Genomic DNA, 16,891 nt, shown 5'->3' with positions numbered 1-16,891 from the left:
TCAGGCTCCCGGTTTGTTCGATCCGACGACCCACATCGAGAAATACTGCGAGCCACCGCCGTAGGCGTGCCCGAGCGCCACCCGGGCGCCGTCGACCTGGTTGTCGCCGGAGTCGCCGGTGACCTGACGCGCCGCCTCGGCGAACCGCAGCAGACCGGACGCGCCGATCGGGTTGGACGAGAGCACCCCGCCCGACGGGTTGACCGGCAGCCGGCCCCCGATGGCGGTCTCCCCGGCCTCGGTGAGCTTCCAGCCCTCGCCCTCGGCGGCGAAACCGAGGTTCTCCAGCCACATCGGCTCGAACCAGGAGAACGGCACGTAGATCTCGGCGCAGTCCACTTCGGACAGCGGATCGGTGATCCCGGCCTGCTTCCACAGCGCCGCCGCGGCGTCCCTGCCTGCCTGCGGGTTGACCTGGTCGCGCCCGGCGAAGGTGGTCGGCTCGGTGCGCATCGCCGTGGCGTGGATCCAGGCCGCCTTGCGGCCGGTCGCGCTGGCCTCGTCGCCGATGACGACCGCGCACGCCCCGTCGGAGGACGGGCAGGTCTCGTCGTAGCGGATCGGGTCCCACAGCATCTGCGAGGCCATCACCGAATCCACCGTGATATCAGTCTGCTTCAGGTGCGCGTAGGGGTTGCGGGAGCCGTTGCGGCGGTCCTTCGCCGCCACCATCGCCCCGGTGTGCGTCGGTGCCCCGGAACGGCGGATGTAGGAGCGCACGTGCGGCGCGAAGTACCCGCCCGCCCCCGCGCCCACCGGCATGGTGAACGGCGGCACGATCGACAGCGCCCACATCGCGTTGGACTCGGACTGCTTCTCGAACGCCACCGCCAGCACCCGCTTGTGCACGCCGCCCTGCACCAGGCTCGCCGCGACGTTGCCGGTGGAACCGCCCACCGATCCCGCGGTGTGCACCCGCAGCAGCGGTTTTCCGGTCGCGCCCAGCGCGTCGGCCAGGTGCAGCTCGGGCATCATCACGCCCTCGAACAGGTCGGGCGCCTTGCCGACCACGACCGCGTCGATGTCCGGCCAGTCGACCCCGGCGTCGGCCATCGCGCGGTCGACCGCCTCGCGGCACATCCCGGCCATCGAGACGTCCAGCCGCTTGCTGGTGTGGTGGGTCTGGCCGGTGCCCAGCACGGCCGCCAACTGCTTGCCCATCAGGCCCTTCCCTCCATCACGCACACCAGGTTCTGCTGCAGCGCCGGGCCGCTGGTCGCGTGCGCCAGCACCTTGCTCGCGCGGCCCTCGAAGATCTGCCCGGCCGCCTCGCCGATGCGCGACAGGCCCGCGGCGAACATCGGGTTCCCGCACAGCGCGCCGCCCGAGGGGTTGACCGCGACCGCGTCGTCGAGCCCGAGAGCGCGGCGCAGCACGATCTCCTGGTGGGTGAACGGTGCGTGCAGCTCGGCGATCTCCACGCCGTCGGTGCCCAGGGCTTCGCCCGCGGCCTCGGTGGAGACCGAACGCCGCAGGTCGCGGGCGCCGATGCTGCCCGATTCGATGCGGTGCTGGATGCCGCCGATGTAGGCGGGCCGCTCGCGGATCTCGCGCGCCCGATCGGCCGAGGCGAGCACGATCACCGACGCGCCGTCGCTGATCGGCGCGCAGTCGTGCGCGCGCAGCGGATCGGCCAGGTAGGGCTCGGCCAGCAGCTCCTCGGCGTCGAACGCGCCGGAGAGCTGGGCGCTGGGGTTGCCCTTGGCGGCGGCGCGGCTGCGGACCGCCACCTCGGCCATGTCGGCCTCGGTGTAGTCCCCGGAGTCCAGGCCCATCCGCGCCTGCAGGCCGGCGATGCTCACCGAGTCCGGCCACAGCGGCGCGACCGAGTACGGGTCGAGCTGCATGGCCAGCGTGCGCCGCAGGTTCCCGGCCGAGGACTTGCCGAACCCGTAGACCAGCGCGGTGTCCACCTCGCCGGTCCGGATCTTCACCCAGGCCTCGAACAGCGCCCAGGCGGCGTCCATCTCGACGTGGGACTCGTTGATCGGCGGGAAGGCCCCGATCGCGTCGATCGCGGCGATGAACGAGAACGCCCGCCCCGCCAGGTAGTCCGACGATCCCGAGCACCAGAACCCGATGTCGGTCTTGGACAGGCCGGTTTGGGCGAAGACGTCCTGGAAGATCGGGACGAGCATCTCGACACCGTTCGTGGTGCCGGTGGTGGCGCGCACGTTCGGTGCCTGTGCGAAGCCGACGACGGCGACGTCAGTCATTCCAGCTCCTTCACAGGTGGTGGGCGTAGGTTTCGAACGGCGCGTCCGGTTCCCCGGTCGGTTCGAAGTGGTCGATGTTCTCCAGCGTGTGGCCCCACTGCTCGCGCGGTTTCCACGACGCCTTGACCCGCATGCCCATCCGCACCTGGTCGGCCTCGCAGCCCAGGACCAGGTGCAGGAACGCGATGTCGGCGCCGTCGAGCAGGATGTAGGCGCCCACGTAGGGCGGCTTGATGCGCTGGCCCAGGAACGGCACGTTGACGATGCAGAAGGTGGTCACGATCCCGGTGTCGGGCAGCTCCACCTCCTCCACGGTCGGCACGCCGTCGGTGGGGCAGGCGCCGCGCGGCGGGATGTAGACCTTCTCGCAGGCGGGGCAGCGCTGGCCGAGCATCCGGCCCTGCTTGAGCCCTTCCAGGTAGCGGCTCTCCTCGGGGGAGGCCGAGTGGGTGTACTCCAGCTGCACCGGCGTGGTCACCATCGTCACCGGATCGCCGCCGACGGGCTCGGGTGCCGCGGTCACCTCCCCGGCGGGTTCGAAGCAGGCGATGTCGCGAATCCCGTTGCCGCGCTCGGCCGCCCACCGGACCTGCACGCGCATCCCGGTGGAGATGGCCTCCGGTCCGGGCACGTCCACGGCGTGCAGCAGCGGGGTGTCGGCGCCGTCGAGGCGCACCAGCGCCCAGGCGAAGGGCCGGTCGAACGGCTGGCCGGGCAGCGGGTCGGGCATCCAGGTCAGCTCACCACCGTGCCCTGGGCGCCGACCTCGACGAAGTCGTCCAACGGCGCGGCGGTGTCCGGGTCGTATTCGAGGGGCGGCACGTGCACCCGGCCGTCGCTGCCGCGGACGCCGACGATGCCGCCGTCGCGCAGCGCGGTGGCGAATCGGCTGCGCGCGGTCCCGAGCGAGCGGGTGTAGTCGAAGCCGATGTTGAGCGGGGCGCTGAGCGGTTCGGAGATCCCAGTCACAACCCGAAGTGAAACATGTTCTCGCCATCCCGGCAATATCCGGTGCAGTATGGGCGGAGTCCGCGTGCGGTCGGGAAAGGGAGGTTCACAAGTGAAAGTAGGACTGCAACTGGGGTACTGGGGCGCGGCCCCGCCGCAGAACGCGCAGGAACTCGTTCTCGAAGCCGACCGGGTCGGGTTCGACGCCGTCTTCGCCGCCGAGTCGTGGGGCTCGGACGCCTTCACCCCGCTGGCCTGGTGGGGTTCGGACACCTCCCGCGTGCGCCTGGGGACCTCGGTGGCGCAGATGTCGGCGCGCTCGCCGGCCTCGTGCGCGATGCACGCGCTGACCCTCGACCACCTCTCCGGCGGCCGCGCGGTGCTGGGCCTGGGCGTGTCCGGGCCGCAGGTGGTGGAGGGCTGGTACGGCCAGCCGTTCGCCAAGCCGCTGGCCCGGACCAGGGAGTACGTCTCGGTCGTGCGGCAGGTGCTCGCGCGCGAGGCACCGATCCGCAACGACGGCCCGCACCACCGCTTGCCCTACGACGGTCCCGGTTCGCTGGGGCTGGGCAAGCCGCTCAAGCCGATCACCCACCCGCTGCGCGCGGACCTGCCGATCTGGCTGGGCGCGGAGGGGCCGAAGAACGTCGCGCAGACCGCCGAGATCGCCGACGGCTGGATCGCGGTGTACTACTCGCCGCGGGTCGGCGGGATGTACGAGGAGTGGCTGGCCGAGGGCTTCGCCCGCGAGGGCGCGCGCCGCACCCGCGAGGAGTTCGAGGTCGCGGCGACCTGCCAGGTCGTGGTCACCGACGACCCGGCGGCCGAGCGCGCCAAGCTCAAGCCGTCGGTGGCGCTCTACCTGGGCGGGATGGGCGCGCCGGGGATGAACTTCCACGCCGAGCTGTTCCGCCGCATGGGCTACGAGGAGGCGGTGGCCGACATCGGGCGGTTGTTCGCGGCCGGTCGCCGCGAGGAGGCGGTGGCGGCGGTGCCCGACGAGATCGTCGACGAGGTGGCGATCATCGGCGATCGCGACCACGTGCGGGAGCGGATCGCGGTCTGGGAGAAGTCGGGGGTCGACATGCTCCTGGTCGGCTGCCGCGACACCGACCACGTCCGCGCGGTCGCCGACGCAGTCGCACCGGACGCCCCCGCGGGCCCGTGATCCGGATTACTGCCGTATTCCGCACGCGGAGTACGGCAGCAATCCGCCTCCGGCGCGGCAGTGGTCGCGTGGTGACCGGATTGCGGCCGTGGTCGGGGTGCGGATTGCGGCCGCAATCCGGGTGAAGGGCGTCTCCCGGGGGATGGAGGTGGAATGTGTTCTCCGCTCGGGTGTCGGGTTTCCTCCTTTGGCAAGCGGTTGTTGGGTGGGTGGCCTTGCTCCAGAACTGCAACACGTTCTAGGTTTGTTCGGCTGGGGAACGCTCTCGCCGTCGACAGGAGTCCGCCGTGGCCGACATAGGACTGTGGAACATCGCCGACCAGCAGCCGAACCGCACGGCCGTGGTCTCGCCGGACGGTGGCTCGGTGAGTTACGCCGAGCTCGCCTCCGCCGCCGACCGGTACGGCCGCGGGCTGCAGAGCATGGGGCTGGAACCGGGCGACAGCATCGTGCTGATGCTGCCCAACGGTGCAGACCTGCTCGCCGCCTACTTCGCGGCCATCCAGACCGGGTTGTACGTGGTGACCGTCAACTGGCACCTCGTCGGGCCCGAGGTCGCCTACATCGTCGAGGACAGCGGCGCCAAGGCGTTCATCGCGCACGAGCGCTTCGCCGAGGCCGCCTCCGACGCCGCCGCGCGCAGCGGCCTGTCCAGCGAGGCCCGCTTCGCCGTCGGCGAGGTGCCGGGCTTCCAGCCGCTGGCCAACCTCGGCGCCGACGAACCCGCCAAGCGGCCCGACGTGCGCACCACGGGCTCGCCGATGCTCTACACCTCGGGCACCACCGGTCGCCCCAAGGGCGTGCGCAGACCGCTGAGCGGGGCCGATCCCGACGACGTGCCCGCCGCGAACGCGTGGTTCTTCGGGGTGTTCGGGCTCAAGCCCTTCGACGACCACGTGCACCTGTGCGGATCGCCGCTGTACCACACGGCGGTGCTCAACTTCGTGAGCATCTCGATCCAGTTCGGGCACACCGCGGTGCTGATGGACCGCTGGGGGGCCGAGGAGATGCTGCGGCTCATCGAGGAGCACCGCGTCACCCACAGCCACATGGTGCCCACCCAGTTCCACCGGCTGCTGGCGCTGCCGGCCGAGACCCGCGAGCGCTACGACGTCTCCTCGCTGCGCACCATGATCCACGGCGCCGCGCCGTGCCCGCAGGAGGTCAAGCGCGCGATGCTGGACTGGTGGGGCCCGGTGGTCGTCGAGTACTACGCGGCCACCGAGGGCGGCGGCACGACGATCATGGCCGACGAGTGGCTGCGCAAACCCGGTTCGGTGGGCAAGCCGTGGCCGGGCTCGGTGGTGCGGGTGCTCGGCGACGACGGCGCCGAGCTGCCCGCCGGGGAGATCGGCACCGTCTACATGCAGATGGGCGGGTCGACCTTCGAGTACCACAACGACAGGAAGAAGACCCAGGAAGCGCGCGTCGGGGACCTGTTCACCCTCGGCGACGTCGGATACCTCGACGAGGACGGCTACCTGTACCTGTGCGACCGGCGCAACGACATGATCATCTCCGGCGGGGTGAACATCTACCCGGCCGAGATCGAGAGCGCGCTGTCGGTGCACGCCAAGGTCGCCGACGTGGCCGTGTTCGGCGTGCCGCACGACGACTGGGGCGAGGAGGTCAAGGCCGTCGTCCAGCCCGCCGACGGCGTGGCGCCCGGTGACGAGCTCTCCGAGGAGCTGCTGGCCTACGCCCGCGAGCGGCTCGCCAAGTTCAAGGTCCCGCGCAGCATCGACTACGTCGATGAGCTGCCGCGCGATCCCAACGGCAAGCTCTACAAGCGCAAGCTGCGCGACCCGTACTGGGAAGGCCGCGAGAAGGCGATCTGAGCTGCGGTGATCCGCGCGCGACCGCGTGCGGCGGCGAACCCGGCCGCCGCGCGCGGTTCCGTGCTGCCCATCGAGGCCGGTGATGGCGGATCGCCCATTTCGCGGTACCTCCACCGACCTCTTGTCTTACGCGATAACACGTTCTACTTTTTTCGAGTGGCACTCAACATCGCAGATCTCTTCGAGCACGCAGTCGACCTGGTCCCTGAGCGCGTCGCAGTGGTCTGCGGCGAGCGCCAGGTGACGTTCTCGGAACTGGAGGAGCGCTCCAACCGGCTGGCGCACCACCTCGCCGCCCGCGGCGTCGGGCCCGGCGCGCACATCGGTGTGTACTCCAGGAACTCCATCGAGGCGCTGGAGGCGATGCTCGCGGCGTACAAGCTGCGGGCCGTCGCGATCAACGTGAACTACCGGTACGTGCCCGCCGAGTTGCAGTACATCTTCTCCAACGCGGACATGGTCGCGCTGGTCCACGAGCGGCGCTACAGCGACCACGTCGCCGAGGTGCTGCCGCAGGTTCCGGAGCTGAATCACGTTCTAGTGATCGAGGACGGTTCGGAGGACGACTACGCCCGGTACGACGGCGTCGAGTACGAGTCCGCGCTCGCGGCCTCCCGCGCCGACCGCGACTTCGCCGAGCGCAGCGCCGACGACCTCTACCTGCTCTACACCGGCGGCACCACCGGCATGCCCAAGGGCGTCATGTGGCGCCAGGAGGACGTGTGGCGCGTCCTCGGCGGCGGCATCGACTTCATGACCGGTGAATACGTCAAGGACGAGTGGGAACTCGCGCGCACCGGCGCGGAAACCGGTGGCCTGGTAAGACTTCCGGCCGCGCCGTTCATCCACGGCGCCGCGCAGTGGGCCACCTTCGGCAACCTCTTCGCCTGCGCCACCACCGTTTTCGTTCCCGAGTTCGATCCGCACGAGGTGTGGAAGGCCGTGGAGCGCAACGGGGTCAACGTGCTGGCAATCGTCGGGGACGCGATGGCGCGGCCGATGATCGAGGCGCTCAACGAGGGGGGCTACGACGCGTCCTCGGTGGTCGCGATCTCCTCGACCGCGGCGCTGTTCTCCACCTCGGTCAAGCACCAGTACCTCGACGCGCTGCCCAACGTCGTGATCACCGACGCGATCGGCTCCTCGGAGACCGGTTTCGGCGGCATCGGCATCGTCACCAAGGACGGCGTGCAGTCCGAAGGCCCGCGCGTCACCGCGGACCGCAAGCTCATCGTCATCGACGACGACAACAAGCCGCTGGAACCGGGAACCGGGCAGATCGGCTGGCTGGCCAAGTCCGGGCACGTGCCGCTGGGCTACTACAAGGACCCGGAGAAGTCCGCCTCGGTGTTCGTCGAGGTCGAGGGCACCCGCTACGTCGTGCCCGGCGACTACGCGCGGCTGGAGGCCGACGGGACGGTCACGCTGCTCGGCCGCGGGAACATGTCGATCAACACCGGTGGCGAGAAGGTCTTCCCCGAGGAGGTCGAGAGCGCGCTGAAGTCGCACCCCGACGTCTTCGACGTGCTCGTCGTCGGCGTGCCCGACGAGCGGATGGGCCAGCGGGTGGCCGCACTCGTGCAGCCCCGCGAAGGCGCGTCGCCGAGCCTCTCCGAGCTCGACGCCCACGCGCGCCAGGTCATCGCCGGCTACAAGGTGCCGCGCAGCCTGTGGATCGTCGAGCAGATCACCCGCTCGCCCAGCGGCAAGCCCGACTACCCGTGGGCGCGCAAGCACACCGAGGACCACGCCCCGACGGAAGTCAACGAACCCACGCGGAAATCCGCCGCGCGCTGATTCGTCGTGCGGTGCTGTGCGCAAGCGGCGGAGCCGCTTTCTCTTCCACCACGTCGGCAATGGCACCGCGGCGTCTCAGGTTCCGCTACCCGCACCGCTACGCAGGACGAGTAAGAAATAGGCCTTTGAGAGGAAGTCAATGCGAACTTCGCTGTGCGACACGCTCGGGATCGAGCACCCGATCGTCGCGTTCACGCCGTCCGAGCACGTCGCCGCCGCGGTCAGCAAGGCCGGTGGGCTGGGGGTGCTGGGGTGCGTGCGGTTCAACGACCCCGACGAGCTCGACCGGGTGCTGGACTGGATGGACGCCAACACCGACGGCAAGCCCTACGGCGTCGACGTCGTGATGCCGGCCAAGATCCCCACCGAGGGCACGCAGGTAGACCTGGACTCGCTGATCCCGGCCGAGCACCGCGCGTTCGTCGAGCGGACCCTCGCCGAGCTCGGCGTCCCGGAGCTGCCCGAAGATGAGAAGGAGCGCGGGGGAGTGCTGGGGTGGCTGCACTCGGTGGCCCGCTCGCACGTCGACGTGGCGCTGCGGCACCCCATCGCGCTGATCGCCAACGCGCTCGGCTCCCCGCCGGTGGACATCATCGAGCAGGCCCACTCGCACGACGTGCTTGTGGCGGCCCTGGCCGGCAAGGCCGAACACGCGAAGCGGCACGTCGACAACGGGGTGGACATCGTCGTCGCCCAGGGCCACGAGGCCGGTGGGCACACCGGCGAGATCGCCACGATGGTGCTGGTCCCGGAGATCGTCGACGCCCTCGCGGGTCGCGCCCCGGTGCTCGCCGCGGGCGGCATCGGGACCGGGCGGCAGATCGCCGCGGCGCTGGCGCTCGGCGCCTCGGGCGCGTGGATGGGCTCGTACTGGCTGACCACGGCGGAGTACGGCATGACGATGGGCGATTCGGTCACCCAGGAGGCGCTGCTCGCGGCGAACTCCAGCGACACCGTCCGCTCCCGCATCTACACCGGCAAACCGGCGCGGCTGCTCAAGACCAAGTGGACCGAGGCGTGGGCCGCTCCGGACGCCCCGCAGCCGCTGCCGATGCCGCTGCAGAACATCCTGGTCGCCGACGCCCACCAGCGCATGATGCGCGCCAGCGACCCCCAGGCTGTCTCCATGCCGGTGGGCCAGATCGTCGGCCGCATGAACGAGATCCGCCCGGTGGCCGAGGTCTTCGACGACCTCCTCCGCGAAGTCGAGGACACCTTCACCCGCCTCGACAAGCTCCGCTGAGATCCACCTCCGACGCCCTCCCGGCCCGCACCCCGGCCGGGAGGGTTTCTCACGTCCGCACCTCCCGGAGGTGGCGTCGTGGTGGCGGTGTTCCTCACCAGGGGACAGTTTTAGCCATAATTGACCGGACAAAAGGAACATTGATCATGGGTGATTATGGCTAAAACTGTCCCCCGGCAACGGACGCCGGCAACGCGACGCCGCCTCCTCGGGGTGGAGTCAGGCCTCGATCGCGGACTTCTCGGCTTGGGTCTTGGCCCAGCGGTAGTCGGCCTTTCCGCTGGGTGAGCGCTGGATCTGGGGGACCCGGAGGATGACCTTGGGGAGCTTGTAGCGGGCCATGTGGTGGGCCGCTTCGGCGAGGAGGGCTTCGTCCGAGACCTCTTCGCCGTCGAGGACTTCCACGATGGCGACCACTTCCTGGCCCCAGCGGTCGGAGGGGCGGCCGGTGACGATGACGTCGGCGACGGCCGGGTGGGCGGCCAGGGCGCGCTCGACCTCCTCGACGAAGATCTTCTCGCCGCCGGAGTTGATGGTGATGCTCTGGCGGCCGAGCAGCTGGATCCGGCCGTCCTCCAGGCGGACCGCGCGGTCGCCCGGGACGCTGTAGCGGGTCCCGCCGACGACCGGGAACGTCCGGGCCGTCTTCTCGGCGTCGCCGAGGTAGCCCAGCGGTACCAGGCCGTGCCGGGCCAGCCAGCCCTGGCCCTCACCGGGGGAGAGCTCGCGGGTGAGGTCGTCGTCGAGGACCGTGGTGTCCTCGGCGGGGGTGAAAACGCCGGTGTCGGCCCCGTTCCCGTCGGCGACCTGGCTCATCTGGATCCCCGTCTCCGACGATCCGACGGTGTCGACGAACAGCACGTTCGGCAGCTGCGCCCGCAGCCGGGCGCGCACGGTCGGGGTCAGCGGCGCGCCGCCGTTCTGCACGGCGAACACCCCGGAGAGGTCGTAGTCCCCGCGCTCCAGCTCGGCCACCATCGGCCGGGCCATCGCGTCGCCGACCACCGGGACGCTGATCACCCGCTCCCGCTCGACGGTGCGCAGCACGTCCGGCCAGTCCAGGCGCGTCGGATCGGTCGGCAGCACGATCGCGCCGCCCTGGGTGATCATGTGGAAGGTCGACCACTGCGCGGCGCCGTGCATGAACGGCGCCGTCATGATCAGCCGCATGCCGCCGCCACCGGCCCGCGCGGCCTCGGCGATCTGGTCGTAGGAGCGGTAGGGCTCGGCGCTGCCGAACGGGGTTCCGCCCATCGCGCTGACGTAGGCGTCGTGCTGCCGCCACATCACGCCCTTGGGCATCCCGGTCGTCCCGCCGGTGTAGAGCAGGTAGAGATCGTCCCCGCTCGGCTCGGGAGCCTCCCCGGGGGTGTCCACGATGGACTCGTACGCCACCGCGCCCGGCAGCAGCGGGTTCCCGCTGTCGTCGTCGACCTGGATCAGCAGCCGCAGACCGGGTAATCGGTCCCGGACCTCGGCGACCTGCGGCGCGAACGCGGAGTGGAACACCAGCGCTTCGGCGCCGGCGTCGCGGAACAGGTAGAGCAGCTCCTCGGCCACGTAGCGGTAGTTGACGTTGAACGGCACCGCGCGCGCCCGCAGCGCCCCGACCAGCGCTTCCAGGTGCTCGTTGCCGTTGTGCAGGTAGATCCCGACGTGGTGCTGCCCGGACTCGTGCCCGGCCAGCCGCTCGCGCGGTGTGTGGCAGCCGAATCCCCGCTCGGCCAGGTAGTGCGCGACGCCGTCGATGCGCGCGTTGAGCTGCGCGTAGCTGAACCGCCGCTCGCCCCAGACCAGCACCTCCTGGTCGGGAACCGCATCGGCGACCGTACGGAAGACCTCGGACAGGGCGAAGCTCGTGCCGGTCATCGTGGCTCTCCTCACCGAACTGGCGTGATGGGCAGGGACTTCCGGGGCCGGAACTCGAAGCTCGCCCCGGTGCTGATGCGGGTCACGGCCACCTCGTCGAACTCCGGCGCCGGGTCGTCGCGGGTGATGACCCGCGCGGTCCAGGCGTCCGCGGTGCCCTCGACGGCGACGTCGAGCCGGGGGTCGACCGCGCGCACCACGGCCTGCAGCGCGGCGGTGGAATCGGGCCCGCACAACGAGATCCACGCTCCGTCGTCGTGCGCCGGCCCCGGCCGCACGGTGATCGCGTCGTCCTCCCGGGACGCGCGCACGTAGGCGGCGGGGTTGAGCAGCGGGTGCAGCTCCAGGGTCCGCAGCGCCCCCGCGACACCGCCGGGAAGTCCCAGCGCGGCGTGGAGGCGTTCGGCGGCGATCCCGGCGATGCCCACCAGCTGCTTGGTGCAGATCTCCCGCGGGTCGTCGGTCCGCCGCGACACCGCGCGGACGAAACCCAGGTTGAGCAGGTGCATCTGCAGGCACACCTCGTCGGCCATCCGGACCAGCGCGGAGGTGCTGAACTCGCCGAAGTCCAGGTCGCTCAGCAGCGGACCGGTGTAGTCGCCGCGCCCGTCCTCGGACGGGTCGATGGGCGACAGCGGCAGGGTCGCCGCCCGGGACTCGCGCAGCGCCAGGCAGTCGGGGCTGGGGGAGACCGGCGGGTGCGAGTCGTCGATGCGCACCGTCCACGCGCAGTGCGGCTGCCGGTCGCTCGGCACCCGCGGCGGCCGGTGCACCGGCCGGACCTGCGCCTTCGGGTTCGTGGCGACCGCGGTGGCGTCGAAGGTCGGGTCCTCGATGTCGTGGCACATCGCCCGCACGTAGCGCTCGCCCATCGGCTCGACGTCCATCAGCGCACCGCAGTGGTCGAGGTGGAACTCCCCGGACCACGGGTCGTGCACGGTGTAGCGGAAGTCCATGAACTGGGGCGGAGCCCCGATGTCGAGCTGCAGCCCCTTGAAGATCGTCACCACGTCGTCGCCGCGGTAGTCCAGCGCTTCCTGCATCCGCCGGGTGTAGATCGGGCTGGCCGCCATCCACTCCTCGACGGCGATCCGCGCCATCTCCTCGCGGCCGAACGACGAGATGCACCAGGCCATCGCCGACCGGTCGATCAGCTGGCCCGCCAGCAGCAGCTCCGGCAGCAGCGCGGCCAGCCGGGGCCGGGACAGCGCCGCGTAGCGGCTCTCGGTTGCGTAGCTGCTCTGCATCCGTGCACCTCGCGACATTGCGGGGACGTTCGACTCTGCAACGACGGCCGGCCGGTCCCGGTGCTGCTGGACCGATCAGGGGCGCCCCCGCGCGGGGACGCCCCGAGGCTCACTTGCCCTGGAAGTTCGGCTTGCGCTTCTCCGCGAAGGCCTTCGGGCCCTCCTTGGCGTCCTCGCTCATGAAGACCCCGATGCCGTGCCGGGCCTCGATGGCGAAGGCCTCCTCCTCGGGGATCGCCTCGGTCTCGCGGATGGTGCGCAGGATCGCCTGCACGGCCAGCGGCCCGTTCGCGGCGATCATCTCGCCGAGTTCGAGGGCCTTGTCCAGCGCCGTTCCGTCCGGCACGACGTGGCCGATCAGCCCGAGCTCCTTGGCCTCCGGCGCCTTGATGTGGCGTCCGGTGAGCAGCAGGTCGGCGGCCACGGTGTAGGGGATCTGGCGGGTGAGCCGCACGGCTGAGCCACCCAGCGGGAACAGGCCCCAGCGCGGCTCGGAGACGCCGAAGCGCGCGCTCTCCCCGGCCACGCGGATGTCGGTGGCCTGCAGGATCTCGGTGCCGCCCGCGATCGCGGGGCCCTCGACGGCGGCGATCAGCGGCTTGGTGAGCCGGCGGCCCTTGAGCAGGCCCTCGATCTTGGCGGGGTTGAACGAGCCCTGGGCGTGCTGGTCTCCGGGGTGGTTGTTGCTCATGCTCTTGAGGTCGGCGCCCGCGCAGAACGCGCCGCCCGCACCGGTGAGCACGCAGGCCCGGATGTCGGGGTCGTCGTCGACGCGGTCCCACGCCTCGATCATGATCTTGATCATCTCGCCGGACAGCGCGTTCTTGGCCTCCGGGCGGTTCATGGTCACCACGAGCACGCCTCCGCGCTGCTCCACGAGGCAGTGCGGTTGCTCGGTCGCCGCAGTCGCGGTCATTGCGCCTCCTGACTGAGGGCGGTTCTTCCCGGAACCGCCCGTGATCAACGTCTGAAATGCCCGGTCAATTCGAGGAAGAACTGCCCTCTGCTCGCGCGGCGATGTCCAGCGCGGCCACGTACCCGAAGGTCATCGCCGGGCCGATCGTCGCCCCGGCTCCCGCGTAGGTCGAGCCCATCACCGCCGCGCTCGCGTTGCCCGCCGCGTACAGGCCCGGCACCGGCGAGCCGTCCTCGCGCAGCACCCGCGCCCGCGCGTCGGTGCGCAAGCCGCCCTTGGTGCCCAGGTCGCCGGGCACGATCTTCACCGCGTGGAAGGGTGCGACCTCCAGCGCCGCCAGGCTCGGGTTCGGCAGCTTCGGGTCGCCGTAGTAGCGGTCGTAGGCGCTGTCGCCGCGGCCGAAGTCCGCGTCGGAGCCCGTGGCGGCGAAGCCGTTGAACCGCTGCACCGTCGCCCGCAGCGCCTCGGCCGGGACCTCGATCTTGGCCGCCAGCTCCTCGATCGTCCCGGCCGAGTGCACGACCCCGGCCTTGTACCAGCTGCCGGGGAAGCGCTGCCGGGGCGGTAATCCGGCGAAGGTGTAGTTGTTGCGGTAGCGCTGATCGGCGATCAACCACGACGGGATGTGCGAGACACCGGTCTCGTGCCCCCGGTACATCGCGTGCACCGCGTCGACGTAGGGCGTCGCCTCGTTGACGTAGCGCTCACCCGCGGCGTTGACGATGATCGAGCCCGGCAGGTTGCGCTCGGACAGGCAGAAGTACGGACCCCGGGGCAGCGGGATCGACGGCCCCCACCACGCGTCGTCCATCAGGTCCACGTCCGCGCCGATGCGCTGACCGGCCTCGATGCCGTCGCCGGTGTTGGACTCGGCGCCCACGGTCCATTCGCTGCCGATCGGCTCGCGCTGGAACTGCTTGCGCATCCGCTCGTTCTTCTCGAACCCGCCCGCGGCCATGATCACCCCGTGCCGCGCGCGGACCAGCACGTCCTCGTCGCCGCGCCGCACCCGCACGCCGGTGACCGCGCCGTCCTCGACGTGCAGCTCGGTCAGCGGGCTGTTGAGCCACACCGGCACGTCCGCGCGCAGCAGGCCCGCGCGCAGCCCGGCGGCCAGGGCCTGGCCGAGCGCCAGCAGCGGCCGCTTGGTGGCCAGCGAGATCACCCGGCGCAGGCCGACCTTCGCCGAGGTGAACACGCCGCGCGGGTGGCGGGCGATGAGGTTCATCCACTTGTACTCGGCGGCGGTGACCGTGATCCCGGCCGGTGCGGGCAGGTAGGGGGGTTGCAGGTTGGCCAGCTCGTCGCCGAGCAGCTTGCCGTTGAACGGCTTCGGCTCCAGCGAGCGGCCCATCGGGGTGCCGCCGGGGGTCTCCGGGTAGTAGTCGGAGTAGCCGGGGATCCACTTGAGCTTCATCGGGGTGCGGCGCAGCACCAGCGAGACCATCTCGGGGCCGCGGGACAGCAGCGCCTCGCGGCGGTCGGCGGCGATCTCGTCGCCGATGAGGTGCCGCAGGTACGTCGCGGCCTTCTCCGGGGTGTCGCCCGCCTTCGCGCGCTGCAGAACCTCGTTGTGCGGGGCCCAGACGGCGCCGCCGGAGCGGGCGGTGGAGCCGCCGAAGTAGCGGTCCTTCTCCACGACCAGCGCCGACAACCCCCGGTCCGCCGCGGCGAGCGCGGCGGTCATGCCGGCGGCGCCGGAGCCGACCACGACGACATCGAAGGTCGCTTCTGTCATGGCACCTCCAGGTGGCCCTCACGATACTGAAACAGGTTATAGTTCTGTCGAGTTCAGCGCTACGCCCCAGTGTGATTCATAGCGAGAACGCGTTCCACGTGATCAGTCGTAGTCCACCTTGACCTTGGGCGTCTTGGGCAGCGACTGGCAGGCCAGGCGGTAGCCGTCGTCGAGGTCCTCCTGCTCCAGAACCTGGTTGTTGACCATCGTCACCTCGCCCTCGGTGACCCGGCACTCGCAGGCCGCGCAGATCCCCTCGGCGCACGACGACGGCGCCTGGATCCCGTTCTCCTTGAGCAGGTCGAGCAGCCGCTTGTCGGCGGGCCAGGTGAAGGTGTGCGCCTCGCCGTCGATGGTCACCTCGACCACGGAGTCCTCCGGCTGCGAGTCCTCGGTTTCGGCCGCAGCGGGCGTGGCGGTGTCGAACGGGTTGCCCGCCAGCGAGGCGAAGCGCTCCAGGTGGATCGACGACTTCGGGAACCCCGCCTCGCGCAGCGCTTTCCGCGCCGTGTCCATGAACGGCTTCGGCCCGCACAGGAACGCGTCGTGGTCCGGGAACGCCGCGGCGAGCGACTGCAGCGCCTCCTGCGTCGGCAGCCCCTGGACCGACTCCAGCCAGTGCAGCACCAGCAGCCGCCCGGGGTGCGCGGCGGCCAGCTCGGTGAGCTCGCGGGCGAAGATGACCGAGCGCTCGTCGCGGTTGGCGTAGACGAGCACCACGCGCCCGGAACCGGTGGCCAGCGCGGACTTCAGGATCGACATGATCGGCGTGATGCCGCTGCCCGCCGCGAACAGCAGCAGGTCGGCCTCCAGCGACTTCGGCGTGAACACCCCGGCGGGCTCCAGCACGTCGATCTCGCTGCCCGCGGCGACGTTGTCGCAGATCCAGTTCGAGGCGTAGCCCTCGGCGGTGCGCTTGACGGTGACCGCCAGCCGCCCGTCGGTGACCGGCGAGCTCGACAGCGAGTAGGCGCGGGCGACCGAGCCGCAGCGCTCGCTCGGGATGCGCAGCGTCAGGAACTGGCCGGGCCGGTAGGGCAGGCGGGCGGTGTCGACGTCGAAGACCACAGAGCGGGCGTCGGCCGTCTCCTCGACGACTTCGGCCACCCGCAGCCGGTGGAACTCAGGCATCGCAAGTCTCCTCGCAGGTCAGTAGGTCACCAGGATCGCGCTGGCCTCGGCCGTGACCTCGCCGTCGGCGACGATCTCGCCGGTGGCGAAGACCTTGCGGCCCTCCTTGCCGGTGAACCGCGCGTTGATGGTCAGCGGCGCGCCGTGCGGGGTGCCTCGGCGGTAGTCCACCGTCAGCGACACCGTCATCGACGGGTGCCCGGCCACCGCGACCGCGCGGCCCACTGCGTGATCGAGCAGCGAGGCCACCCAGCCGCCGTGCACCCGTCCCGGCGGGCCCTCGTAGGCGGCGCCGAGCAGCGCGGTCGACGACGTCGCGCCGGAGTCGTCGATCTCCACGCCGACCATCGGTGGCGCGAGCGGGTTCCCGGGCCCCTCGACCGGGTTGTGCACGCTGACCTGGTGGCCGTCGACGTGCGAGAGCAGCAGCGGCCGGTCGCGGGTGCGCTCGCGCAGGAGCGCCGCGGCCGCGGCGACGTGCTCGGCGGCTTCGCGCAGGTCCGGGCCGTCGACGTCGGTGTGCACGCTGGCCTCCACGAGTTCGCGGATCCGGCCGGCCAGCAGCGTGGTCTCGGCCGGGATCTCCGGGATGACCGGCACCGGGCCGGCCGCCGGCAGCGAGGTCGTGCCTGGTCTCTCGTCGGTCATCCGGTGGGTCCCCTCCTGAGCCGAATATCTAGAACATGTTCTACGGCTCGATTATGCTGTGTCAACGGGAGCTCGCCGAAGAAGGGGCAACCGGTTCTATTGCTACCGGGATGAATGGACCATAGTCTTGAC

General features: G+C 71.0%; 12 protein-coding genes and 1 pseudogene. 4 read left to right on the top strand and 9 right to left on the bottom strand.

Annotated elements, in window-relative coordinates; all coding sequences use genetic code 11:
* The 3 genes and pseudogenes from REH65_RS07000 to REH65_RS06990 all read right to left on the bottom strand — a co-directional run bounded on the left by REH65_RS07000 (position 1) and on the right by REH65_RS06990 (position 3,185).
* Complete coding sequence (locus REH65_RS07000) at positions 1-1,161, bottom strand: thiolase domain-containing protein (RefSeq protein WP_281456037.1); 1,161 nt, start codon at positions 1,159-1,161, stop codon at positions 1-3.
* Positions 1,161-2,216 carry a thiolase domain-containing protein gene (locus REH65_RS06995; RefSeq protein ID WP_406691768.1) on the bottom strand — a complete coding sequence of 352 codons (1,056 nt, stop codon included), beginning with the start codon at positions 2,214-2,216 and terminating at the stop codon, positions 1,161-1,163. Before REH65_RS06995 ends, REH65_RS07000 begins: the two co-directional genes overlap by 1 nt.
* 10 nt (positions 2,217-2,226) lie before the next feature.
* A pseudogene (locus REH65_RS06990) lies at positions 2,227-3,185 on the bottom strand (Zn-ribbon domain-containing OB-fold protein).
* 91 nt (positions 3,186-3,276) lie between these two features.
* Between REH65_RS06990 and REH65_RS06985 the strand changes: the two are divergent.
* From REH65_RS06985 to REH65_RS06970, 4 genes are all read left to right on the top strand, one after another.
* Entirely contained in the window at positions 3,277-4,332 is a 1,056-nt protein-coding gene (locus REH65_RS06985) for an LLM class F420-dependent oxidoreductase (RefSeq protein WP_406691767.1), read from the top strand.
* Positions 4,333-4,619: 287 nt separating this feature from the next.
* Positions 4,620-6,170, top strand: a complete 1,551-nt coding sequence (locus REH65_RS06980; protein WP_406691766.1) for an acyl-CoA synthetase — start codon at positions 4,620-4,622, stop codon at positions 6,168-6,170.
* Positions 6,171-6,326: 156 nt separating this feature from the next.
* Positions 6,327-7,967: an acyl-CoA synthetase gene (locus REH65_RS06975; protein ID WP_406691765.1), complete on the top strand. Its 1,641-nt coding sequence runs from the start codon at positions 6,327-6,329 to the stop codon at positions 7,965-7,967.
* A gap of 139 nt (positions 7,968-8,106) precedes the next feature.
* Positions 8,107-9,210, top strand: coding sequence for a nitronate monooxygenase family protein (locus REH65_RS06970; RefSeq protein WP_281456032.1), 1,104 nt, complete (start codon positions 8,107-8,109; stop codon positions 9,208-9,210).
* A gap of 219 nt (positions 9,211-9,429) precedes the next feature.
* Here REH65_RS06970 and REH65_RS06965 read toward each other — a convergent pair whose 3' ends face one another.
* From REH65_RS06965 to REH65_RS06940, 6 genes are all read right to left on the bottom strand, one after another.
* Complete coding sequence (locus tag REH65_RS06965) at positions 9,430-11,079, bottom strand: acyl-CoA synthetase (RefSeq protein WP_406691764.1); 1,650 nt, start codon at positions 11,077-11,079, stop codon at positions 9,430-9,432.
* Between the two features lie 11 nt (positions 11,080-11,090).
* On the bottom strand, positions 11,091-12,326 hold the full coding sequence (locus tag REH65_RS06960) for a hypothetical protein (protein ID WP_406691763.1): 1,236 nt from the start codon (positions 12,324-12,326) through the stop codon (positions 11,091-11,093).
* Positions 12,327-12,435: 109 nt separating this feature from the next.
* Positions 12,436-13,242, bottom strand: coding sequence for a crotonase/enoyl-CoA hydratase family protein (locus tag REH65_RS06955; protein WP_281456029.1), 807 nt, complete (start codon positions 13,240-13,242; stop codon positions 12,436-12,438).
* Between the two features lie 64 nt (positions 13,243-13,306).
* Positions 13,307-14,980 (bottom strand): 3-oxosteroid 1-dehydrogenase, encoded by a 1,674-nt coding sequence (kstD, locus tag REH65_RS06950; RefSeq protein WP_406691762.1) that lies wholly within the window; start codon positions 14,978-14,980, stop codon positions 13,307-13,309.
* A gap of 102 nt (positions 14,981-15,082) precedes the next feature.
* On the bottom strand, positions 15,083-16,111 hold the full coding sequence (locus REH65_RS06945; RefSeq protein WP_406691761.1) for a 2Fe-2S iron-sulfur cluster-binding protein: 1,029 nt from the start codon (positions 16,109-16,111) through the stop codon (positions 15,083-15,085).
* Positions 16,112-16,129: 18 nt separating this feature from the next.
* Complete coding sequence (locus REH65_RS06940; protein ID WP_406691760.1) at positions 16,130-16,759, bottom strand: PaaI family thioesterase; 630 nt, start codon at positions 16,757-16,759, stop codon at positions 16,130-16,132.
* Positions 16,760-16,891: the final 132 nt, after the last annotated feature.

The sequence above is a fragment of the Saccharopolyspora sp. ID03-671 genome (assembly GCF_045278815.1).
GTDB classification, from domain to species: Bacteria; Actinomycetota; Actinomycetes; order Mycobacteriales; family Pseudonocardiaceae; genus Saccharopolyspora; species Saccharopolyspora ipomoeae.
This window is presented reverse-complemented; position numbering and strand designations above follow the sequence as displayed.

Bases quoted from the DNA above. Each gene is read 5' to 3' on its own strand.
- REH65_RS06995 (WP_406691768.1), bottom strand. From the start codon at position 2,216: ATGACTGACGTCGCCGTCGTCGGCTTCGCACAGGCACCGAACGTGCGC.
- REH65_RS07000 (WP_281456037.1), bottom strand. From the start codon at position 1,161: ATGGGCAAGCAGTTGGCGGCCGTGCTGGGCACCGGCCAGACCCACCAC.
- REH65_RS06945 (WP_406691761.1), bottom strand. From the start codon at position 16,111: ATGCCTGAGTTCCACCGGCTGCGGGTGGCCGAAGTCGTCGAGGAGACG.
- REH65_RS06960 (WP_406691763.1), bottom strand. From the start codon at position 12,326: ATGCAGAGCAGCTACGCAACCGAGAGCCGCTACGCGGCGCTGTCCCGG.
- REH65_RS06940 (WP_406691760.1), bottom strand. From the start codon at position 16,759: ATGACCGACGAGAGACCAGGCACGACCTCGCTGCCGGCGGCCGGCCCG.
- kstD (WP_406691762.1), bottom strand. From the start codon at position 14,980: ATGACAGAAGCGACCTTCGATGTCGTCGTGGTCGGCTCCGGCGCCGCC.
- REH65_RS06965 (WP_406691764.1), bottom strand. From the start codon at position 11,079: ATGACCGGCACGAGCTTCGCCCTGTCCGAGGTCTTCCGTACGGTCGCC.
- REH65_RS06970 (WP_281456032.1), top strand. From the start codon at position 8,107: ATGCGAACTTCGCTGTGCGACACGCTCGGGATCGAGCACCCGATCGTC.
- REH65_RS06955 (WP_281456029.1), bottom strand. From the start codon at position 13,242: ATGACCGCGACTGCGGCGACCGAGCAACCGCACTGCCTCGTGGAGCAG.